This is a genomic window from Colwellia psychrerythraea (genome assembly GCF_000764225.1).
Classification (GTDB): domain Bacteria; phylum Pseudomonadota; class Gammaproteobacteria; order Enterobacterales; family Alteromonadaceae; genus Colwellia; species Colwellia psychrerythraea_D.
Genome location: NZ_JQED01000017.1, coordinates 222,298 through 245,579 on the forward strand (window position 1 = coordinate 222,298; position 23,282 = coordinate 245,579).

Sequence of the window (23,282 nt, forward strand, 5' to 3'; positions counted from 1 at the left end):
TGAGCTCTGTATATAATTTATGACGCAACGCAAATTAATCAAGTTATTTCATTATTGATATTATTCTAGACTACATTGTGAACCTAAGCCTTAAACCATGCTAAGTTTCGCCTTATTATCAATGGTTTTTGCTTAATATGACAATTTCATTGAGTATGTCACTGCTAAATTGTCGTTAAACTGGCAAGCTCTTCAGAAAATAGATCAGTTAAAAAGATGAGTGCCGGAAAAACATGGAAGTAGCTGCGCATAAAAAATTGAATCGTTTCATTAGCATGATTTAGTTCCATGAAATAATCCATAATTCGCCTGCCCTTATAGGCAATAGAGCAACAAATAATGGCGGTAATAGCCAAGCTTGGCTCAGCTGTTTCGGCAACCAAGGCATTAGCAGAAGTAATAATCATTAGTAAAATCCATGAGAAATCTAATGCATTGAGTGTGAAGATATTTTTTATCATGAGGATCCCTTATCGAAGTACGTATAACAGTGGAAAAATGATTACCCAAGCTAAATCGACCATATGCCAATAACAAGCGATGGCGGTTAATCCGATATGGTTTTGTTTGGTATAACGACCAACTTTGAGTTGATGAATAGCCCAAAGTAAACTACCGCTTGCCCAACCAACATGTAATAAATGGTTAAAGGTCATGTAGTAATACATGGTATAGAATTTGTTGGTATTGGTTTCAATGCCCTGATCTACATTCCAATGATATTCCCAAACTTTGATCACAAGATAAAGGCAGCCACAGAACACTGCTCGCCATAGCCACTTTATACTTTGCTCAGGGTCATCCATGCGAATGGACGCCAGTGCTTTGGCAACAAAAAAGCTACTCGTGATTAAGGCAAAGGTATTTAAAGTGCCTGCTAACGTGTTTAACTGTTGTGGTCCTTGGTTAAATTGTTCTGGGTAGTGCGCTTTGGCAATAAAGTACACTAAAAAAAACAGAGCAAATTCAGTTAATTCGGCGAATATACCTACCCAAATAGCCCGGTTACCCGGTATTTTATTTAGCGTTTCCGGTTCTTTAGTGACTGAGCCACTGCCGTTTAAATTAAAATCTGTTGCGGTAATAGTCATATAATTCCTTACTCGTAGACAAGTGACTGACTAAGCCATCACTCACCTTTCAGAGTGAAGTTAATAATTAAGAGTTAATAACAACAAAGCGACTGGTCTGCGAGGCTTTGTTGTTATTCCATCTGTTAGTTACGAAAGAACACAGTCTTTTTCTGCACTAAGATATTCGGTTGTTCGACGGCTTGAATAATAAAATCAAAGTTAGTGATTTTTTTCTCAAGCTCATAACCATCTAACGCAATGGTGACAGGGATTTCTTCCATCACCCCTGCGGCTATGCGTACATTTTTAGGCAGCTTTGATTTTGTATCGCTTAAATTCTTCACCTTGATATCAAAGTGCAAAGGTTGCTGGGTTTTATTGAGAATTTTTAAGGTATAGGTGTTCTCAACTATACCTTCATAATTGACGCGGAACAGTGCCGTTCTATCACGGATAATATTCGCTTCTAATGGGATTCTGCTATCGATCCAAATACCTAATAACAGGATAAACATTAAGGTCAAACCTGCATAAGAAGCGAGCTTTAAGTTAAAGCGGCTACTTTTTTTGCCTGCGAGTTGTTGTTCACTGGTATAGCTAATCAACCCCTTTGGATAGTTAAATCTTTCCATGGTTTGATCGCATGCATCAATACATAGACCACAGTTAATGCACTCGTATTGGATGCCGTTACGGATATCTATGCCGGCAGGGCATACATCAACACATAAATTACAGTCAACACAATCACCTAGACCAAGTGCTTTGGCATCATCCTTGCGTTTTCGCGGTGCTCTATTTTCACCACGCTTAGCATCGTAGGCAACCAACAGTGTATTTTTATCAAACATGGCTGACTGAAAGCGTGAATAAGGACATAGGTGAATACACACATGCTCTCTCATCCAGCCCGCATTACCGTAGGTAGCTAGGGCAAAAAACAGTACCCAAAACGTGACGGCACCGCTCCAATCGAAAGTTAACATGGTGCTATATAATTCATTTACAGGAATGAAATAAGAGATAAAGGTCGTTGCGGTAAATAATGACATTAATTGCCAAATGATGTGTTTGAGTGTTTTTCTGTACACTTTATTCAGGTTCCACGGGGCTTTATCTAGAGCCATTCGTTTGTTGCGTGTCCCCTCTATTCGGTGCTCAACCCAGACATAGGCTAGTGTCCAAACGGTTTGCGGGCAAACATAGCCACACCAAACCCTTCCCAGCCAAGTGGTAACAAAAAAAAGTGCAAAGGCTGCCACCATAAAAATACCTGCCAGCAAGATAAAGTCTTGTGGCCAGAAGGTGAGATTAAAAATTCTAAACTCTTGTTTCACTACATCAAGTAAAACAGCTTGTTGCTCGTTAAATTGCACAAAGGGTAGGGCAATAAAAATAAACATAAGTAGCCAGTTAAGATAACGGCGTATTTTTTGGTAGAAGCCTTTTTGTTCTCTCACATACACAGATGTTTGAGATTTATAGGGCTTAATGATGAGGTGCTCTTCTTTGATATCAAACTTCATAAATTACTACAGGGTCATAATTAAGTAATTACTCTATATCAATAATCACGCCAAAACGCCTAATAGTTAAGTTGTTGTAATTTAAGTGTAAAATAAACTGGTAAATGGCTCTATGGCACGATATATCGTGTTGGTGCGATATATCGTGTATTTTGAGCGGCCATTTACAAGGGAATAGGATCAACTTCGCTGTATTTTTAGCTTTATCATCCGTGACCTTAGGGTACTATCAGGTAAGCCAAGTATTTTTGCGGCACCATTTTTACCGCCAATTCGCCAGTTACATTCATTGAGTACTTCAACAATATAGGCTTTTTCAATATCCGCTAGGGGTTTTTTAAATGTCCGCACAACCGATTGAGATTTATCAAATTTTTGTTGAATATGCAAAGTTGTTGAAGTGGTTAGAATGACTTCCCGCTCTAGAATATTCTGCAGTTCTCTGATATTTCCAGGCCAATGATAACTCGCCAACTTATTTAAGCTATGCTTACTTATGCTTTTAATCTCTTTATTCAGTTTACTATTAAGTTGCGCTAAAATGCTGTGGCAAAGCAAGGGAATATCTTCAATTCGCTCTCTTAATGAAGGCATAATAATGGGAAAGACATTCAATCGGTAATACAAGTCCATTCTAAATTTACCTTCTTCAACCATGGCAAGTAAATTTTGGTTGGTAGCAGCTATAATACGAATATCAACCTTGATGGTTTTGCTACCTCCGACACGCTCAAATTCACGTTCCTGTAAAACACGTAACAACTTACTTTGTGCGTCGGGGGAAAGTTCACCAATTTCGTCTAAAAATAGCGTGCCTTTATCGGCGAGCTCAAAGCGTCCTCGTCTTTTTTCACTCGCACCAGTAAATGCGCCTTTTTCGTGGCCAAAAAGCTCCGATTCTAATAAATTTGATGAAAATGCAGCACAGTTCACTTTTACTAAAGGAGTATTGTGACGTTGGCTTAATTGATGCAGATTTCGCGCTACAAGTTCTTTACCTGTACCGTTTTCACCTAATATAAGAACAGTACTATCTGTTTGAGCAACGAGTTTTATTTGCTGTAACATGGCAAGAAATTTTGGGCTGTTGCCTTCTAGTCCTGACCCATGCCAATTCTCATTTATTTCTTCTTGTAAATAACTGTTCTCAGCTTGTAGCTTTTCCGTGAGATCTTGCACTTTTTTTAAGGCCGCGCGAAGGTTGCTATCCGCTAACCTTTGTTGACTAACATCACGAAAAACGGCAACTGCACCGATAAGCTCCCCATTTTTAAAGACAGGGGTTGAGGTATATTCTACCGGAAAGCTCGTTCCATCTTTACGCCAAAATACTTCATCGGTAATTTTGCGTTCCACACCGTCGCGCATCGTATTATATATGTTGCACTCTTCACTCGGATAATGCTCACCATTAGCATGAGTATGGTGATGATATTTATGAATGTTTTTACCGAGTAATTCTTCAGATTTCCAACCGGTCATTTGTTCAGACGCAGGATTTACAAATACTGCATTACCGTCTCGATCAAAACCATAAACCCCTTCGCCAACGGCATTGAGAAGTAGCTGTGAGTCAGCTAAAAATTCTTTTATATTTACAGGCATAGCTTGGTTTCTCTTGGTAAAAATCACATACACGACATATCGTGGCGTAATCACAGTTTATCAGGTATAGGAGGATAAATCTGGCGGGAGATCAATAAAGTGGTGATATTCAAGCGTGTGTACAAGCAGATCGAGTGAGTTTATATTTAAAAAATATTCGAACGAAATTCACTCCTAAAAGTTAAGAAACCTTTATGCTTTATCGAGGTTAAGTTGATTTCAATCAATCGTTCGTAAATTTATGCATTTATATTACATGTATCAGATGCACTATGGTTTTGGAATTACATTTTTGTGTTTAAGTACTCACGGTATTTAGCTAGTCATGTATTCATTGTCGATAAGTCATTGCAATATGCATATCTGAGTACTGACGCTTCACTTTCAATCATTAATTAGATAAAAAATGACGAATAAGAAACAGAATACAATAAACAAATTTGATAATAATGTGGAACCTATTGTCAAAAGCTTTGATACTGAAGATCAAGGTAATACAGCTTCTGCCAGTGATGAGCGAAGAAAAAGCTCAAAAGATTCAGCATTGTTCAATTCTTATTTCACTCTAGACCGGCACGTGTTAAGTGATTTGCTTTCAACTAAATTACATTCAGATGACTTTATTGCCACGCGTACTAGTTACATAACCATTCGCCTCTGGTTTATGTGTATGTTTTTTGCTTTGTCTGTGCCGATATTTTCAGGGTTTGATTTTGTCTTTTTTCCAAATGCTGAAGCGCTTGAGCTTCTTGTAGCGCGAATTGTTTTATCCTTATTATTATTCTCATTGGCGTACCTGTTAAAAATTAGAGCACAGGTGACTACTGTTCGATTTGTTATGCCGCTGGCCTTTTTAGCACCAATGATATTTTATGTTGCTAGCATGATGATTGTAAGTGATTTACCTAAAGATGAAATACCAAGTATTTTTGCCATGCTGCCATATTTTATATTGGCTATGTTAGGTTTGTTTCCTTTGACAATTAGTGGCGGAGTTATTGTTATTGTTGGTATTTTGGTTCCGTTTATTAGCTATGAAGTATTTTTTATTCAGCAATCTATTTGGTTACTTGTTAATAGTGTATGGCTATTTCTTTTATTCGCGGGCATCAGTTTATGGTTACAAGTTGGTCAATTATCTATGCTGATGAAGCTCTATAGAGAATCAACCGTGGATCCGTTAACCAAGTTGATTAATCGACGGGTATTATTGAGGTTGGCGCAACGTAGTAATGAAGGTCAGCAAGTATACTCACTTATTATGTTTGATTTAGACCGTTTTAAGCGAATTAATGATAATTATGGTCATGCAGTAGGTGATAAGGTACTGGTTAATGTAGCTAAAATTATTCAAGAAGAGTTACGGACAACAGATATTGTTGCACGTTTTGGTGGTGAAGAATTTGTCGCCGTTTTACCTAATATTGAGCTGAGTGATGCTAAAAATATCGCGAATAGGGTGGCATTGAGTATTAGCCGTCAACCAGTCATTCTCGCTAATAATACAGAACTTAAGATCACCTCGAGTGTCGGAGTTACCCAAAGAAAGCCAGGTGAAATTTTAGATGAAACGTTAAAACGCGCTGATGATTTACTCTACTTTGCAAAAAATAATGGGCGAGACCAAGTGATTTGTGATGATGATTTCAACCAAGCTATTCAAGCATAAAATAATAACTTTAAGGACCAATAAATCAGTGGTTTATTGAGTTTATAAGTCCTTCGAGTCGCTATGACTGGTTATTTAACGCCGATAATTCTTTTTTAGCTAAAAAATTATCCATTTTTGAACGTAAGAGTTTGTATAATAAAATGGAACCGTCTATTTCTTCCTTACGATTTGTTAAACTCTCTATATTTAAGCCTAAAGGTAAATCGTAAGGAAGTACCGCATCTAAAATTTGTTGCAAGCTATTGACACAAAACTGAATTGATTCATACAAAGGGCTCTGCGCGTTCAGGATTCGTAAACTTGTTGCTTCAGGAACATTAACGCCTAACCATTCAATAAATTCTAAGGTTTTTTCACTGCCACATGGAGAGAACGTTAAGATCAACCGTTGTGGTTTTACACCTTGTTTTTGGCATTCAATGGCATAACGAGTGAGTAAATCTATGGTGGCTTGTGGATTGTATATCGCTTGCGAAATAAAGAAACTACAGCCTTGCTGATGTTTTGCCATTAAACGCTCATGTTCATTTTTATTACTTGCATGGCGTTCAGCAATAGTTACGCCACCAATGAAAAAGTCATGCGGATTATCTACTAACGTTTTATAAGCATCTGCCAAAGATAAAGATATTTTATTATCCTTTGATGGGCTACCAACCAATACTACATCTTTTACACCGTATTTTTGCCACGCTTCGTTCGCCCATTCATTAAAATCATTGCAATTCGATTGAACAACGCTTTTATAAGTAATGACAGGGCGAGTTGACTTTTTATTCAATAAAGAAGAATAAAGCCGGGTATCATGGGTTGATTTAAATGGAAAAGGTCTAGGTTTGCTAATACGCGAATTTTCATCTTGAATGTCATAAACAATTAGGCCATCAAAGTCGATATCACTGACGCGATCAAGCAGCTTTTCTGCAATCTCGGTCACTTTATCAAGTGGTGTATCACTTTTAGGTGGTGTTGTACCAATAAAGTAGACCCCTCGATTTATATCATTATATCTGGCTTGAAGCTCTGACTGTGTGTTCAAAATATTTCTTCTTACTTTCTTTAGACGTTTAGATGGCTATATGTTCATTCAATTAACTTCTTTTGTCAACCACTGAGTGCAGGATAAGTTGAAATTTTATTCACTTTGCTTACAAACTGAATTTTGTTCGGGTTATGCAAATACGACTTGATTGTAACGTACCTTAAATTAATCATTTTAATTCAATGGTTTAACTTGTGACGTTACTAAGGGGCATATTCATGCCCCCTGCAAACTGGAGATTAAAAGTTAGAGGCTATAACTATCGGATCTATGCAGCGAGACGTAATAAAGGGTAATAGGCTTTGAGCTTAAAAGTATCAATCGGTTTTTGAATAGAGAGTAGCTTTCACAAGCTTGTGAAGAAGCCACTATTAGCCAAAAAGAAAGTCTAAGGGAAAGCAGCATTGTTCATTTTGCTAATACTGATGCATGGGTGCCGTGTGGCCGATATTAGCTAAGCTTATTGTTGAAGATGATGTAGGAGTTGAGCTTATTCTCCTGCATCATCTTCAACCAATATCACACATTAAATCTTTAACTCTATAGGATAAACAATAACATCGTTTTTATGATAGCTTGTGTCTACATCATTTCTGCTTTTACTTGTTATTCGTTAAGGACTATTTTTGGCTGCCACTCTAGCCAGTCTTTATCGACGTCTTGATGTAAGATAAAGCTTGAAGGTAAGGCAATTGTTTTAATTTCAGTATCAGGCTCTGTATTATTTTTATTATCAAAATCAGGTGTGGCAAAGGCAATACCTCCTGCAATTAATGTTTCTATCGATTCAGAATCAATATTTATGCCGGAGAAAATACCTGCTTCTATATTAATACCACTAGTATTCCAAAACTGACTTTTCTCGTTAACAAGTGGTGCATAGCGTTTGGCAATATTGATAAATATATTTACTTGGTCAGCCGTAGCAGATAAATCAATTCCGATGACTTTACCGACCTTTATTTGACGATATAGCACAGGATTACCTACACGAACTGAGCCAAGACGTGTTGCCGTTAATTTGACATTTAAGCCATAATTCAGCTGCTCAACAGTGGGAGCTAACTCAAGTGCTTCGAATTCGTTCTTTAGTGTAGCTTTTACATCATATGATGGTAGTAAACCAATAAAGGCACCATCAAGTAAAGCGGCAACATTTTTCGACCCTACCAGTCCAATTTGTGGCTCAACTTTCCAAAACTTTGTTCCTTGACGAGCGAATTGACTACCTAAATCATTTAATAGTACTAAGGCGGTAACGCCAATTTTGTCATCAGAAAATATTAAACGCTCGATTGCACCTAAGGTTTGCTCTTGGTAAATCACTTTTGTATTTACTTTTAAGCCAGAGATATCATTAAAATGGATGCTAATCGTTTTCCCTGCATTTTTGGCATGCTCTTCATGTTTAAATAAGGTGAAGTTAGAAAGCTCAGCGATTTGATTGTTTGTTGAAGAGGAGCGCGTTAGTGATGTTTCAGGATTATAAAAGCTAATGCCGCCGCGTAAAATGCTATCAATTGATTCTGTTTTTACAACAAAATCACTTAAACCACCGGAAATAGTCAATCCGCCAGCATTATAAAAACGGCTGGTGCCATGCAATAAATCTCGGTGTTCATCGTCAATTGTGATGTTGACTTGAATCTCGTCGTCTACTTTATTTAGGCTAACATTGTCTACCTGGCCAATAATAATTCCACGATAGCTAACAGCGCTTCCAGGTGTTGCAACATTAGCATGATCGGTTGATAAAGAAAGTTGTAAACCGGGTGAACTTGCAAGTTTTACTGGCGGCTGGCTAAATAAAGTGAATTGATTTTTGTCTTTACCTTGGCCAAGATTAAAGGTGATGTAAGCGCCACCGAATAATGCATCAGTATCACTCGCACCAGAAAGACTTAAGTTGGGCTTAACTAGATAGAATTGTGTATCAGCTTTTAAAATATGTTGGTATTCAGGTAATAACCCTAATTGTAGCTGTTGCTTATTACCTTGGAACTTGGCTTGATGAATTGCGCCAATTTCTACACCGCGATATAAAAGCCGTGTATCAGCACTTAATCGCTCGCTAGCGCTATAATTTAGTGTAAAGTTAATATTTTGTTCGGCAAGTTTATTATTAGCATAGAGTGAAAAACTATCGCCATTTTTCACCGATTTTTTTTGTGATTCTTGTGCATTGTCTTGGTTAGTAAAAGCTATACCGCCCGTTAACATACTCTGTAATGACTGAGCTTGGATATCGACGCCTAGTAAATTTGCAGATATTTTAATGCCAGAATTATTGTAAAAACGACTATTTTGATTCACATAATGACTAAACTTTGGTTGTACATGGATATGAATTAAATGGCGATCTGGTGCCGTTGTTTCAATAGCTTGTATATTACCAACAACTTGCTGTTTGTAATATACACTACTACCAACTTGTAATGAGCTTAGATCATTACTCGTTAACATTAAGTGCAACCCTGGCTCAGTATATTTATACGGGGGTTTGCTACTAAATACAGTAAATTTGTTCCTTGGGTTACCTGCTAAAGACGGCCTGATACTTAGATAGTTTCCGGTTAATAACGTCTTAGCATTTGATAAACCTGAAAGGCTAATTTGCGGTGCAACAATATAAAATTGTGACTGATCCGTTAAATAAGGTACCACGCGAGGATTCACTTTAGCTACTGCGGTTATTTTTCGACTTACCGGGTCTATTTTACTGAATGACTCAATAACGCCTATGGTTAAGCCCTGATATAAAATAGCGGCATTGTGATCTATGCCAGAGTTCCATTCTAATGTTAATTCAACTTCATGACCCATTTCAGCTGATTGAAAGTCAGCATGCAAGGGAAACGTTTGACCATTTTTAGCAGGGGCCAATTCTGTTTGATAACTTAAGTTATCAACGGATATTCCGCCTGCCATGATAGAGGCTAATGACTCGGTGTTAACTTTCACTCCAGCAGAAAGAGAAGCGGTGACTTGCACGCCGCTGGTATTATAAAATAAAGAATTCTCTTTTACTAAGTGGGCGAATTCAGGTTTGATATAAATATTAATACCGATTTTTTTACTGCTTTCCTTGTAGTGATAACCGGTAACATGGCCAATAGGGATCTGCTTGAAACTAATAGGGGAATTTTCACTTATAGAGCCTAAGACATCGGTGTGCAAAGTAAGGTGTAAGCCAGGCGTTGACATATCTAAGGTAGGCGCTTCTGTTAACGCGACAAAATGATCTTGGCTATCTGCCTCTTGATTAGTATCTGGCATAATTGTGATATAACTACCTGATATCAGTGTATCTAACCCAGAAACACCTTGCAGTGAAATATCTGCACTGACTAACCAAAAACGGGTATTTTCAGTAAGGTAGTCGGTAAAGTTTTTAGAAATTTCTACTTCGGCAATAACACGTTGTAAGTCGTCAGATGGCACCACTTTTTTCACTAAACCAGTGACTAAACCTTTATAACGAATTTCTGTTTTATTGGGAATGATGCCAGAGCCGTTATCAAACTCTATCGTGATAAAGGTTCCTTGTTCAGAGACTACCTTTACGGTTAGCCATAAGCCAAAAATTAGCGCTATAAAAGGCACAAACCAAATAATAGAGATGCCTTGACGAGGCACAACTTCTGCGTGGGAATTATCATTTTCGTTATGTTCAGAGGCAGCACTAGCTTTTTTATTAGTCATTTCTATCCTTTATTCCTTGGTATCTCGCCTGACAAGTTATCCGATAATGATGGCGCTTGTATTACTGATTTTTTATCCGCTTTTTTATCCCATAACAGTCGAGGGTCAAAACTGTTTGCGGCGAACATGGTAAAAATTACCGTAATGGTAAAGTAATTGATAGCAGGTCCTGCGGCTACAGAAGTTACAAAGCCAAGTTCAACCACTGTTACCATTAAAGCAACAACAAAGACATCAAGCATTGACCAAGGACCTAACACTTCAAGTATATGGTAAATTTTACTATGTTTGTCGGGCTTTAAACGGATCCCTGTATACGCTTTATAAACTAACACAAATAAACCAATGATTTTTAATAAAGGTACTATGATGCTGGCAGTAAAGATAATAACGGCAATTGGATATAAGCCATGGTCTATAAATTCACCGATGCCAGACAGAATAGTTGCCTCATCACCAATACCCAATTGATAAACAATCATTATCGGATAAAGGTTTGCAGGTATAAAGGCTAATAAAGCAGCAAGATTCCATGCCAAAGTGTATTGTAAACTGTTACGTTTTCGTTGATAAAACTTACCATTACAGCGACTACATTGCTGAGGTTCTGCTTTTAAACTATTAAGCTTATGGCACTTAGGGCATAACGTAAGGTTAAGTTGTTTAGCTGTTTTCATCTTGTACCTCAGCTTTAGCAAAAGCTTTTTCAAGCTTGTCCCAAATGTAGTCTTGGTCGAGAGCTACAGCCGACATGGTAGAACATATTAACCAAAAAATAAAAGCTAATAAGCCAAGGTTTACTGATAGCTCAGTGTCATCAATTAACTTATACATAGACACAACAATACCCAGCATAAAGACATTGAGCATGGCCCAGTTATCAAGGTGATGATAGGCACGAAAGAAGTTCAATAAGGAAGGTCTTAGCTTGTTGAATTTAAAACTGTAGGAAATATAAAGCGCACCGGCTAAACGGACAATGGGCACAGCGATAGCGAATAGAAAAACTAAACTGGCAATCATAAAAAAGCCACGATCAATTAATACTAAAATACAATCAAATAAAGACGCTTGATGAAATTGACCTGCCAAGGTTACCCCCATAATAGGTAACATAATTGCGGGTAGCATTAACATTAAACCGGCGAGAGACCAATTAAAGCTACGCTCAATAGAATCGACTTTGCGTTCTATTAAAGTGCTGCCACAACGATTGCATTTGGCAAGTTGTCCTTGTTTTAAATGTGGTTTGTCATATAGCGCATCACATTGCTGACAAGCGACAAATAATGAGGTGTTAATTTTGTTGTTCATTTTGCTGTTAGTTATCCATCTACTTACATATTATTCAAAAGTACAATGAAAAAAAAGCAGCGATAAACGCTGCTTTATATAAACTTATTAATGAAGCAACCAAGCCATTATTATTTTAATGACGTGATGTATTGAGAAACTGCCTCGATATCAGCATCTGATAGTTTAATCGAGATATTGCGCATAATAGCGCTGTTGTCATTACCACGACTACCATCACGGAAGCTAGCAAGTTGCTTTTTCAAGTAATCTTTACTTTGACCAGTAAGACCAGGGAAACCTGCTTGTTTCATACCTTTACCATTTACGCCATGACAAGCAATACATGCTGTAATGCCTTTAGCTGCATCGCCGCCTAAGTATAATTTATGGCCTGCTGCATTTGACTCACCCGTACCAGCTTGAGTGTTTTGCACTGCAAAGTATGCAGCTAAGTCATTCATATCTTCTTGAGAAAGACCTGCAACCATACCAGCCATTACTGGGTCTTTACGGTTACCTGATTTAAAATCAGCTAATTGCTTAGCAATATAGTTAGCGCTTTGACCAGCAAGACTTGGGTATGTAGGCACTAAGCTATTGCCATCGGCACCATGACAAGCAGCACATGCTGCTGATTTATTTTGACCTGCGGCTACATTGCCTGCATAAAGTGCTGCGGCTGGTGTAGAAGTCACGATTTCTACGTTTCCTGCTGCTGGAGCACTCGCTGGTGCAGCATCAGTACTTGCGTCTGCACCTGATGATGCTGCCTGCTCATTTGCACTTGGCAAACCAGAAAAGTGAGCGGCTAAATCAGCCATATCTTCATCAGATAAGTTAGCAGCCATCGGTGCCATCATGGCATCGGTACGAGCACCAGACTTAAAATCTTTTAGTTGTTTTATAAGATAAGCGTCATTTTGGCCGGCAATGTTAGGGAACATAGGACTTCCACTAACACCTGTAGGACCATGACAAGCGCTACAAGCACCTGCTTTTTCTTTGCCTGCGTTAGCATCTGCGGCTTGTACAGCACTTACTGAACTTAAAGCTACAAATAGCGAAAAGATAATTTTTTTCATTGAGTTGCTCTCTGCTTGTCATTAATTACCTAGCTGTTAGAACAAAATGTTAGCTATCTAATTAAGAAATGATAAAAAAAGTATGATGGATGCCGGCATTTTACACGAATATTAGTCCTGTGTAATAGTGGATACGTAAAAATTGAGCAAAAAAAACTATAAATTCACCGTTTTATGCATTTTTTTAATAATAAAAGTGAAAGAAAAACGCTATAATGACGAAAATTTTACACGAGTAAAGCCCTTGTCTTCTACAAAGATACATTTAACTAAAGCCGCCTTTACCATTAGCGCTCCAGATATTCGTCGTTTACCAGCTGATTCTGGAATTGAAGTTGCCTTTGCTGGGCGTTCTAATGCGGGTAAATCAAGCGCTTTGAATACGCTAACCAATCAACGTGGTTTGGCGCGCATTAGTAAAACTCCTGGTCGAACTCAGCTTATCAATGTCTTTGAGGTAGCAGAGAATCGACGCCTTGTCGATTTGCCCGGTTATGGTTTTGCGCAAGTGCCATTAGCAATGAAGAAAAAATGGCAAAAAGCACTGGGTGAATATTTAGAGAAACGTCAGTGTCTGAAAGGCATAGTGGTCTTGATGGATATCCGTCACCCTTTAAAAGACTTAGACATGGATTTAATACAGTGGGCTGCTGATAGTGATTTACCTGTTTTAGCTTTATTAACCAAGTGTGACAAGCTCTCGCAAGGTAAACGTAGCGCTGAAGTATTGGCCGTGAAAAAGGCATTATCAACATTAAATGCTGATATTAAAGTTCAGGCTTTTTCATCACTCAAATATACCGGCAAAGAACAAGCGGATGCCATTATTTGTGGTTGGCTTGAACAAGAAGTTCAAGACGGTGAATTACCAGAAGAAGATGATTTTGATGACTCTTTTGAAGGTGAATAATATTCTGCAGAAGTAAAAGTTAAATTTGCCCATCGCACCGCTATAACAGGAGAACGCATAACGCTATTCTCCTTTTTTATGTTTTCTCACTTTAGCAATTAAGCCAATTTTTTAAACTGTAGTTCCACCAATCGTTGATATAATTCACATTTCTTCAACAATGATTGGTGATCGCCAGTATCTATTATCCTACCTTGTTCTAACACGGCAATCTTATTTGCATGTTGAATTGTCGAAAGTCGGTGCGCAATGATAATCGTTGTGCGGCCACGCATTAACTCTTCTAACGCTTGTTGTACGTGCTGTTCGCTTTCACTATCAAGGGCACTGGTCGCCTCATCTAGTAATAAAATATTTGGGTCTTTTAATATGGCACGTGCAATCGCAATACGTTGGCGCTGACCGCCGGATAACCGCACTCCACGTTCACCTAGAAAGCTGTTATAACCTTCAGGTAAGTTAATAATAAACTCATGAGCATGAGCTTTTTTAGCTGCTGAAATTACTTCTTCATCACTAGCATCAGGTTTGCCGTAACGAATATTATGAAAAACGTCACTACTAAAAAGGGCGGGTTGTTGTGGTACAAGGGCCATTTGTTGGCGAAGGTCTTTTGGCTCAAGCTGTTTTATATCAATACCACCTAAGGTAATACGGCCAACTTGCGGATCATAAAAGCGTTGTAATAACTCAAATAATGTAGTTTTACCTGCACCAGACGGGCCGACAAGCGCTAATACTTTACCTTGTTCAGCGGTTAGGTTCAGTGCTTGGGTTGCTGCCTGATCTGGTCGAGAAGGGTAATTAAAACTAACCCCTTCAAAAGCAATTTGGGCATTGAGTGCCTGAGCTGAGCTAGCATTTTCAACTGGAGGAAGAATATGACTTTTAACCTGTAATATCTCAATTAATCTTTCGGTAGCACCTGCAGCACGTTGTAGTTCCCCTAATACTTCAGAAATAGTTGCTAGTGAAGAAGCCACCAAAATAGCATAAAAAACAAAGGCCCCTAAATCACCACCGCTCATTTTACCCTGAATGACATCACTACCACCGACCCATAACATGCCAGTAATTGCACCAAAAACTATAATAATAACGCCAGCAATTAATGTGGCACGTTGTTTTATGCGGTTTCGGCCAATTGAAAAGGACTTTTCAACTTCCTTGCTAAAAGAGAGTCTTTCATGTTGTTCGTGGGTATAACTTTGTACTGTTTTAATATGTTCAATTGCCTCACCGGCATAGCTACCAACATCAGCCATTGAGTCTTGGCTTTTACGTGATAATTTTCTGACCTTACGACCATAGAATAATATAGGTACTAAAATAAAAGGTACTGACAGCAAAACAATAAAAGTTAACTTGATATTGGTAGCAAATAGCATTACTAAAGCACCTAATAGCATGAGTGCACTACGGATAGCCATGGAGAAAGAAGAGCCAATAATGCTTTGCAGTAAAGTAGTGTCAGTGGTTATACGCGACATGATATCGCCGCTACCATTTGTTTCAAAATAGCTGGGGTGTAAGGTGATGACATGATTAAAAACGGCCAAGCGAATATCAGCACTGACTCGCTCACCTAACCAAGAGACCAAGTAAAAACGGAAAAATGTTCCTCCAGCAATCAATACCGTAATAGCCAATATAAATTGTACGGCTTGCTGTAATTGCTCTATAGATTGTTGCGAAAAACCCTCATCGATAAGCATTCTCACCCCTTGACCCACTGAAAGCATAACACCTGCGGTAAATAGCAGTGCAATAAAAGCGGCTATCACCTGACTTTTATAAGGGTGAATGAACTGTATTAGCTCCAACAGAATGGAGATCTTTTTATTTTTCGAACTTTCTAGTGAAGTATGCTCAGCTAGATCATTAGCAGTAGATTGATCAGACATAAAATCTCAGGGGTTGTTGTTCCAATAGAATTAATTGTTCGGCCATCTAAGATGGTCTACCTATTCAATTGGTATTACTAGTCATTAAGGGTATTAGTGACAAGTACATGAATTAATGATCAGTAGTTTACGCTTTACCTCCGCATTGAACTAGAAAGTTTTACTGGAATCCGATGTAAAAAATGTAACAGAAAGAAATACTGTGGCAGAGAGTTGATGTTTTCGCAGATAAAAAAAAGCCGATGGTATTTTCAGAACTATTAAGTAGTTGTGAATCGCATCGGCAAAGCTTATGGGGAAGCTACAAAAAAATTATTACAATAAGTGTTCGCTTAAGAACAAAGTAATTATAGAGTAACAACTCTACACAAGTAAAGCGATTTATAGAGTAATTACTCTTTTTCTTTGATTTAGATCATTATTGAACGATTTGTTTATATATTAACCATGAATATTAATAAGACCAGCGACAGAAAATGAACTTTTAAGGCTTTGTATACTCAAGTTGCAAGGACGTAGGTAGGCTTAAGGGTAGAAAGTAATCACTTATTTTTGATAATATTTTCTCTGCTACTCATCTAATAATTAAATCACTTTGATATTGCCAACATGGCTAGATGTATTACGTTAAGTAAGAGCCAATAAAATGTAGTTAAGCAGCTTTATACTAGCCTCTTGATTGCAAGGCATTATTTACAATATGTGAAGATTCATGTATTTTAACAAAAAATTTACATTGGTATGGTTATTTGAAATACCAATATAAGTCATTAAAAATCATATTCAGCTCATACGAGTCTGAAGTTAACTTTTATTAAGGAAAATAAATGTTAAAAAATTACTATAATCCACTTCTTTGTTTGGCTTTCACTGTCTTAATTTCTGCTTGTGGCGGGGGGGGTGAAGACGCTGAATCAACACCAACTAAAGCTGCAGTAACAAATACCGCTCCAACAATAAGCGACTATACTAGCACATATCAAATGGTTGAAAACAATGCACTTATTATTGATAGTCTCACTGTTTATGATGCTGAAAATGATAACTTAACTTCGAGCTTTTCTGGCGATGATGCCGATCTTTTCAGTTTTAACATAGCAACAGGGAAGCTTTCGTTCAAATCTGCTCCTGATTATGAAACTCCCTCAGATAGTGATCTGGATAATAGATATAATGTAGAGCTTACTATTTCAGATAGTGAATTGACAGTCACTGCAAGTATAGAAGTTACTATTATTAATGATATTTCGATTGAAATTACATCTCCTGTTGAAAACAGTAATATAGGTGGTGGTGATACTTATAAGGTAGTTGCCAAAATTGCGGAACATGAGTCTGGTGTTGTGACAGTAGGAGTCGATGCACAGGTATCCATAAATGGTCATTCTGCCACACCAATCGATGATTCCGGAAAATATTGGCTGCTAGAAGTTGAAAATCCTGCCAAAGCGAGCATTACCGCTGAGGTTATAATTGAAGGTATTACCTACTCAGATACCATTTCAGTACAAGGGTTACAACCATTGGTGTCAGTTAAGGAAATAGCTGTAGATAACACCAATGGTTTTATGTATCTAAATGATCAAGGTACACGTTTAATAGTAAAAGTGAACCTTGATGGCAGTTCATCTACGGTTATCTTTGACCCGAAGAAATATGGCTACTCTTGGGTATCTTCGATTTTACTAGATAGCACTAATAATCGCTTGTTAGCCGTTATGGATGTGCCTAAATCAGATGGTAGTATATGGTTTGTGAAGAGCCTTGTTGCCATAGATTTAACTACTAAAGCACATTCAATTCTTTCAGGTGAGCACGTAGGTACAGGAGATTTACTAAGTAATAATTCGGGCCAAATGGCTTTGTACAATGAAGCAGTATTAATTCCTGACTATAATAATCAATCATTAGTTGAAGTTAATTTATTAACAGGAAATAGAACAACTCTTTCCAGTGTTGCTATAGGAGCAGGGCCTCTATTGGAAATGCCAAATGGCTTGGCCGTGAATTCAGATAATAATTTAGCTTATGTTTCCTCAAATTCTGCGATGCTAGAAGTTGATCTTCTTACGGGGAATAGAATAATAATAGGTGATAATAAAACCGGTTCTGGTACAGCATTAGATTCACCAGAGAATTTATTTTTTGATGGTAAGAATAATCGTTTAATATTTTCAAATCGGGGGGAAGGTATTACGGCACTTAGTTTGACCACTAAAGAGCGCATATCATTACCAACACCTGTAGAGTCACGTTCACTTGGTTTAGGTGATAATGATAGTTTCTATACCTTCAATTACAGTGACAACTCTATTAATACAGGCGTGTTAGGGCAAGATAAATTTGAAAAAGTCATTGCGATTAAAACGGGTCAAGGCCTTCAAATCAATAATGGTTATAGCATTGAGTTTTCGAACAAATCACAAGCATTGTTTTTTAATAGCCACGGTGTTTATAACTTTGATCTTCTAAAGCAGACGGTAAGTAATTTAACTACAGGGACTTCTGATGTTGTTAATCAAATTGGTTTAGCTTTAAATACGGATGATAATAGTTTAATTATCATTAATAATTCAGAAATTAATGAGCCATCTTTATTGTTGGTAAGTACAGAAGGTACTAAACGAGAAGTTATAACTGAGTATAGTGTTGAAGATGAAGTTAACCTTATCAATCCAATTGATGTTGTTCTAGATGATAAAAATACTTATGCCTATATTCTCGATGCGCCAAATTATCAAAATAATGAAGCTGAAGTAAATATAATACAAGTCGAACTGGCGACAGGTATTAAAACACTTATATCAAGCAATGCAACTCATTCAGGTGCTGCTTTCAATAAGCCGAACTCAATTTCATTTCAATCAAAGAATAAGAGCTTGCTTGTTATTCAAAACCCATCAGATGAAAAGGGTGTTGATATTATTGAGATAGATATCGCTAGCGGTGAAAGATCATTAATAGCTAATGATATTGATACTAGAGTAATGTCAGCAGTTAATGACTCTTTATTTTTGGAAGATGGAACCTTTGTCATTATGGGTTGGAGATTTATTTATAAAGTAAACTTAACGACTGGCGTGAGTAGCTTATTGTCATCTAATGGAGTAGGAGGCGGGGTGCCTTTCAGTCAGTTATCAGCACTAAGTTATGATAGTAATAAAAATAGACTATTTGCCATTGATACTGAATTAAAAGGAATTTTTGCTATTGATATTTCTACAGGTAATAGAAGCTTACTAGTTTCTGGAAATTAATTACTTGATTCGCCTCTACTATAAAGTAGAGGCTTTCTATGGCATACTAGATGCCTTTATCTTATTCAAAAATCATGCGTTTAACTTAGGTGTAGATTGTTTTGTTAACTTACAATTTGCCACATTGAATCTAATTAATTACTAGATGTTTTAAACGGTTTGAATAATCGCGCTTTAACTGATCGCCAATGCGTTTTTGGTATTTTAGGCGCCAAAGACAATAAATGTTGGTAATCAAGCTGTGTTGGAGTGACTTCACCGCCATGGGCAAGAATAATACTCTCAGGCTTTAAGGTGATAATTTTATGTAATGAAGCTCGATATCTATTCGGGTAAAAAATAGGGAAGGGGGGGATGAATCTATTTTTAACCTTCACTATTAAATCAGCAACATAGATCTTATTGCTAGGTAAGTGGTGTAAAGAGATATCTCTATCTGTATGGCCTTGGGTTGCTAGTGCTTTCCATTCAGAAAAACCAGGTAATTGCTCACCATCATTAAGTTTATAATCAGCGGTTAATTGACTAGAATACCAAAAATTGAGGCGAGGTTTCTTCATGCGCTTTGCTACCCATTTAGCTAATAGTATGTCGGTAAGGTGCATGAGACGGCCATCAATACCTGAATACCATTGTCCACTAACATTGGCAGCTGCCACTTTACAGCCCGTGAGCTTTCGTAGTTTATTGGCAGCACCGGCATGATCTGGGTGCATGTGTGTTACCACGACTAACGATAAATCATTGAAAGGCCTTTGTAAGGTCTTAGTGATAAATAGCTTAAGCATTGAAATGTCTGAACGACAGCATCCATCAAGCAATAGCAGCTTGTTGGGGTACTCAGCGAGTAAAATTGTTTGGATGTGCCCATCTATGTGGTGTAATTTCATAATGATAGTACAGTTCAGTCATAATTTAATTATCGCTTTATACTGTAAAAGAAAAGCTATGCCTCTGCACTCTATTTACTTACTTTTAACATTATACTGACTATGGCTGGCCTTTATAGCAGTATGCTAGGCAAGTAAATTTATCAGCAAGAGGATATTGGCTTTTGACACTGTATAACCATCTACTTGCTTCCAGCGGATGGTTATGCAGGATAATTAATAGCGCTAATTAAGAACTTTCTGCAAAGCTTCCTCTGAGACTTGCACTTCATCTACAGCAAGCTTTTGCCTTTTTCGCGCGAGTAATAAATAGAAGCTTGGTAAAATGAACAAGGTAAATATTGTTCCAATGAACATGCCTGCCACTAAAATAATACCAATACTATTACGTGCTTCTGCACCCGCTCCCGTCACCAATACTAAAGGAAAATGACCTAATATAGTGGCTGCTGTAGTCATCAAAATAGGACGTAAACGTGTTGTCGCGGCTTCAGTTACGGCTGCGAGTTTATTGGCACCGAGCTCTTGGGCATGATTAGCAAATTCAACAATCAAAATACCATTTTTAGCAATTAATCCAATTAAGGTGATTAACCCTATTTGCGAGTATATGTTAATAGTGGTTAATTCAATATAAGGAATAAGTAGGGCACCTGATAAAGCTAATGGTACACAGCCAAGTAATACCACTAATGGATCTCTGAAACTATTAAATTGTATCGCAAGTACTAGAAATACAATTAATAAAGATATTCCCAGTACCATAATTAATGTATTACCTTCTTTCCGTAATTGCCTAGATTCTCCTGCGTAATCAATCGAGTAACCTAAAGGCAATATTTCTTTTGCGGCATCTTCTATCGCTGATAACGCCGCTTCTTTATTAGAACCTGGCGCAACACCTCCGTAGACCCTAAAAGATGTTTGTTGCGCAAAGGTACCTAGTTGTCTCGGTACTGTTTTCCATTGTAAATCTGCTATCGCTGAAACAGGCATCAACTCACCAGAAGGTAGTTTAATATCCAATGATAAAATTGCTTCGGTTTTACTGCGCACTTCGTCATTAACAATAGGGATCACTCGATATGCTTTACCGTCTGCATCAAAACGATTAACAAAGTTGCTCGATAATAAAATACCTAATTGTTCGCTAATTTCGCCGACATTCATACCTAAATCAGCAATTTTTTCTCGATTTAATTGCAACTCTACTTGCGGTAAATCCATTTTCAAGTCGGTATCGGCAAAGAGGAATTTACCACTGGAAAATGCTGCGCCAACAAGTTGATCTGCATATTGCTTCATTTCACTATACGGCGCTGTGGCTTTAACAATCATTTCAATTTCAAACTGACCCGAACTCGGTAATGAAGAGGGTAAAATTGGAAACATGTTCAGTCCCGGGATTTGCGATAACTTACCGTAAATTTTTGGCACTAAAGATTGCGCACTGTAATCACGGTTTTCAGCATTATCTAACTCTAAACCGCCAAAACCACCGCCACCAAAAATGATTTGCCATATTTGTTTACCGCCTTCAATCTCCTGTAGACTCTCAATAACTGGGTTCATTTGCGCTACGTTATAAGCCATTGACGCATCTGGTGGCGATTGAATGACAAACATAACTGTGGCTTGATCTTCTATTGGCGCCAATTCTTTTTTAGAGTCGAGATAAAAAGGGATAGTAAGCAATGATATGACTAGCGCTATTAAAAATACTTGTCCTTGCCATTTAAATATATGGGTTAATAATTGGCCATATCGTCGTTGTATTCTCTCAAAAAGGTGATTAACTTTAGCGGTTAACCAACTCTCTTCGCCACCCTTAGGGGAAACATAAGCACTCATAATGGGTGACAAGGTAATAGCCACAATACCCGAAATGATGACGGCGATAGCGAGGGTAAACGCAAATTCTTTGAATAGTACGCCTGTTAGCCCTGATAAAAAGCCAATAGGTGCATAAACGGCAGCTAGCGTTAATGTCATTGAAATAATCGGTACAAGTAGTTGGCGGGAGCTAATGAGTGCCGCATCGAATTTTGATAAACCTTGGCGCATCAAGCGTGCAACGTTTTCAACCACTACAATGGCATCATCTACCACTAAACCAACGGACAATACTATCGCTAAAACGGTTAATAGGTTTAATGAAAAGCCCATTATGGCCATAGCGGCAATTGCCCCTAAAATAGAAATAGGTATGGTAATTAAAGGCACTATGGCACTTCTAAATGAACCCATAAGTAGTACAACGACTAAGCCAACTAAAAGAACCGTTTCGGCCAAGGTGGTAAAAATCTCTTTCAATGCATCGCGCATGTATAACGTGCCGTCGTAGGCATAATCAATTGATAAACCGTGGGGTAGTGTTTTATTTAGTTCATCAATTTTTTTATATAATTTATCACCAATAGCAATTTCATTAGCCCCAGGTAAGGGCCAAATCGAAATGTAGACAGCATCTTTATCGTTTAACCTTGCAGTAACGCTGGTGTCTTCTGCAGCCAATTCAACCTTTGCAACATCTTTTAAATAAATAGTCGCACCATCAACTTCACTAATGACAAGTTGTTGAAACTCTTCAACACTACTAAGTTGGGTATTGGCAACAATATCAATTTTCTGACGAGTGTTTTCAACATAACCCATAGTGGCTATGGTGTTGTTTTTTGCTAAGGCTTCATAGACATTACTAGCGCTTAGGTTAAATACTTGCAGTGCCTGAGCATTTAACCATATACGCATTGCCGGAGTTCTCGCGCCTTCAATACCAACGCGTTGTACGCCCTCAATCGCATTTAAAACAGGGTTTACTTGGCGAGTTAGATAGTCGGTAATACGTGATAAGTCATTACCATTGGCTTGGACATTTAAGTAAAAAACAGCAAAAGGTCTATCCGCTCGACTTACAGACACGACAGGATCTTGAGCACCTTGTGGTAATTCAAAACGAATTTGACCTAAACGTGCTGTCAATTCGGCTAATGCCAATGTTGAATTCTCATTTAATTTGAGCCAAGCCGTTACTTTAGAACTGCCAGAAGTACTTGTTGAATCAACGTACTCAACACCAGGCACAGTAGCGGCGGCACGCTCAATAGGCTCGGTGATGAAACCTTTGACCACATCAGCAGATGCACCAATATAATAAGTGTCAATCACTAATGAAGCACTGTCTATTTTAGGGAATTGTAAAACAGGAATTTTACTTGCAGACCAAAGGCCTGCGATACAAATAATGATAGATAAGACAATTGCAACAACAGGACGTCTTACAAAGATGTCCATTATAGATGGTTTACTTTCTTGCATCATAA

At 37.8% G+C, this 23,282-nt stretch carries 15 protein-coding genes; 3 read left to right on the forward strand and 12 right to left on the reverse strand.

The annotated features are described in order from the left end of the window. Positions 1-164: 164 nt before the first annotated feature. The 4 genes from ND2E_RS11700 to ND2E_RS11685 all read right to left on the reverse strand — a co-directional run bounded on the left by ND2E_RS11700 (position 165) and on the right by ND2E_RS11685 (position 4,204). A complete protein-coding gene (locus ND2E_RS11700; protein ID WP_033093685.1) occupies positions 165-461 on the reverse strand; it encodes a cytochrome C oxidase subunit IV family protein in 297 nt (98 codons plus the stop codon). A gap of 9 nt (positions 462-470) precedes the next feature. Next, positions 471-1,091 (reverse strand): cytochrome c oxidase subunit 3 family protein, encoded by a 621-nt coding sequence (locus tag ND2E_RS11695; protein ID WP_033093686.1) that lies wholly within the window; start codon positions 1,089-1,091, stop codon positions 471-473. Between the two features lie 125 nt (positions 1,092-1,216). Beyond that, positions 1,217-2,599 carry a cytochrome c oxidase accessory protein CcoG gene (gene ccoG, locus ND2E_RS11690; RefSeq protein ID WP_033093687.1) on the reverse strand — a complete coding sequence of 461 codons (1,383 nt, stop codon included), beginning with the start codon at positions 2,597-2,599 and terminating at the stop codon, positions 1,217-1,219. 180 nt (positions 2,600-2,779) lie between these two features. Further along, positions 2,780-4,204, reverse strand: coding sequence for a sigma-54 interaction domain-containing protein (locus ND2E_RS11685; RefSeq protein WP_033093688.1), 1,425 nt, complete (start codon positions 4,202-4,204; stop codon positions 2,780-2,782). A gap of 406 nt (positions 4,205-4,610) precedes the next feature. On the opposite strand from ND2E_RS11685, the gene ND2E_RS11680 reads away from it, so the two are divergent. After that, positions 4,611-5,873 carry a GGDEF domain-containing protein gene (locus tag ND2E_RS11680; protein WP_052056481.1) on the forward strand — a complete coding sequence of 421 codons (1,263 nt, stop codon included), beginning with the start codon at positions 4,611-4,613 and terminating at the stop codon, positions 5,871-5,873. A 61-nt stretch (positions 5,874-5,934) separates the two neighbouring features. Here ND2E_RS11680 and ND2E_RS11675 read toward each other — a convergent pair whose 3' ends face one another. From ND2E_RS11675 to ND2E_RS23660, 5 genes are all read right to left on the reverse strand, one after another. Continuing rightward, the gene (locus tag ND2E_RS11675; RefSeq protein ID WP_033093689.1) at positions 5,935-6,915 is read right to left on the reverse strand and encodes a methylenetetrahydrofolate reductase; all 981 of its coding nucleotides are present in this window, start codon (positions 6,913-6,915) and stop codon (positions 5,935-5,937) included. Positions 6,916-7,524: 609 nt separating this feature from the next. After that, on the reverse strand, positions 7,525-10,620 hold the full coding sequence (locus ND2E_RS11670) for an MlaD family protein (RefSeq protein WP_033093690.1): 3,096 nt from the start codon (positions 10,618-10,620) through the stop codon (positions 7,525-7,527). A 2-nt stretch (positions 10,621-10,622) separates the two neighbouring features. Next, positions 10,623-11,297, reverse strand: coding sequence for a paraquat-inducible protein A (locus ND2E_RS11665; protein ID WP_033093691.1), 675 nt, complete (start codon positions 11,295-11,297; stop codon positions 10,623-10,625). Next, positions 11,284-11,934, reverse strand: coding sequence for a paraquat-inducible protein A (locus tag ND2E_RS11660; RefSeq protein WP_052056483.1), 651 nt, complete (start codon positions 11,932-11,934; stop codon positions 11,284-11,286). The genes ND2E_RS11665 and ND2E_RS11660 overlap by 14 nt, the downstream gene beginning before the upstream one ends. 110 nt (positions 11,935-12,044) lie before the next feature. Further along, a complete protein-coding gene (locus ND2E_RS23660; RefSeq protein ID WP_033093692.1) occupies positions 12,045-12,998 on the reverse strand; it encodes a c-type cytochrome in 954 nt (317 codons plus the stop codon). A gap of 244 nt (positions 12,999-13,242) precedes the next feature. Between ND2E_RS23660 and yihA the strand changes: the two genes are divergently transcribed. After that, positions 13,243-13,908, forward strand: coding sequence for a ribosome biogenesis GTP-binding protein YihA/YsxC (gene yihA / locus ND2E_RS11650; RefSeq protein WP_033093774.1), 666 nt, complete (start codon positions 13,243-13,245; stop codon positions 13,906-13,908). Positions 13,909-14,006: 98 nt separating this feature from the next. On the opposite strand, the gene ND2E_RS11645 is transcribed toward yihA, so the two are convergent. Continuing rightward, positions 14,007-15,812: an ABC transporter ATP-binding protein/permease gene (locus tag ND2E_RS11645; RefSeq protein WP_033093693.1), complete on the reverse strand. Its 1,806-nt coding sequence runs from the start codon at positions 15,810-15,812 to the stop codon at positions 14,007-14,009. 827 nt (positions 15,813-16,639) lie between these two features. Here ND2E_RS11645 and ND2E_RS11640 point away from each other — a divergent pair. Further along, entirely contained in the window at positions 16,640-19,069 is a 2,430-nt protein-coding gene (locus ND2E_RS11640; RefSeq protein ID WP_033093694.1) for a hypothetical protein, read from the forward strand. 134 nt (positions 19,070-19,203) lie between these two features. Here the strand turns inward: ND2E_RS11640 and ND2E_RS11635 are convergent, their stop codons facing one another. Together ND2E_RS11635 and ND2E_RS11630 are read right to left on the reverse strand one after the other, a co-directional pair. Next, positions 19,204-19,959 (reverse strand): MBL fold metallo-hydrolase, encoded by a 756-nt coding sequence (locus ND2E_RS11635; RefSeq protein WP_033093695.1) that lies wholly within the window; start codon positions 19,957-19,959, stop codon positions 19,204-19,206. Positions 19,960-20,184: 225 nt separating this feature from the next. Further along, positions 20,185-23,277, reverse strand: a complete 3,093-nt coding sequence (locus tag ND2E_RS11630) for an efflux RND transporter permease subunit (protein ID WP_033093696.1) — start codon at positions 23,275-23,277, stop codon at positions 20,185-20,187. Between the last annotated feature and the right edge of the window lie 5 nt (positions 23,278-23,282).

Excerpts from the sequence above, each read along its gene's own strand:
- ND2E_RS11700 (WP_033093685.1), bottom strand. The coding sequence starts at position 461 with ATGATAAAAAATATCTTCACACTCAATGCATTAGATTTCTCATGGATT.
- ND2E_RS11695 (WP_033093686.1), bottom strand. The coding sequence starts at position 1,091 with ATGACTATTACCGCAACAGATTTTAATTTAAACGGCAGTGGCTCAGTC.
- ccoG (WP_033093687.1), bottom strand. The coding sequence starts at position 2,599 with ATGAAGTTTGATATCAAAGAAGAGCACCTCATCATTAAGCCCTATAAA.
- ND2E_RS11685 (WP_033093688.1), bottom strand. The coding sequence starts at position 4,204 with ATGCCTGTAAATATAAAAGAATTTTTAGCTGACTCACAGCTACTTCTC.
- ND2E_RS11680 (WP_052056481.1), top strand. The coding sequence starts at position 4,611 with ATGACGAATAAGAAACAGAATACAATAAACAAATTTGATAATAATGTG.
- ND2E_RS11670 (WP_033093690.1), bottom strand. The coding sequence starts at position 10,620 with ATGACTAATAAAAAAGCTAGTGCTGCCTCTGAACATAACGAAAATGAT.
- ND2E_RS11665 (WP_033093691.1), bottom strand. The coding sequence starts at position 11,297 with ATGAAAACAGCTAAACAACTTAACCTTACGTTATGCCCTAAGTGCCAT.
- ND2E_RS11660 (WP_052056483.1), bottom strand. The coding sequence starts at position 11,934 with ATGAACAACAAAATTAACACCTCATTATTTGTCGCTTGTCAGCAATGT.
- ND2E_RS23660 (WP_033093692.1), bottom strand. The coding sequence starts at position 12,998 with ATGAAAAAAATTATCTTTTCGCTATTTGTAGCTTTAAGTTCAGTAAGT.
- ND2E_RS11645 (WP_033093693.1), bottom strand. The coding sequence starts at position 15,812 with ATGTCTGATCAATCTACTGCTAATGATCTAGCTGAGCATACTTCACTA.
- ND2E_RS11640 (WP_033093694.1), top strand. The coding sequence starts at position 16,640 with ATGTTAAAAAATTACTATAATCCACTTCTTTGTTTGGCTTTCACTGTC.
- ND2E_RS11635 (WP_033093695.1), bottom strand. The coding sequence starts at position 19,959 with ATGAAATTACACCACATAGATGGGCACATCCAAACAATTTTACTCGCT.
- ND2E_RS11630 (WP_033093696.1), bottom strand. The coding sequence starts at position 23,277 with ATGCAAGAAAGTAAACCATCTATAATGGACATCTTTGTAAGACGTCCT.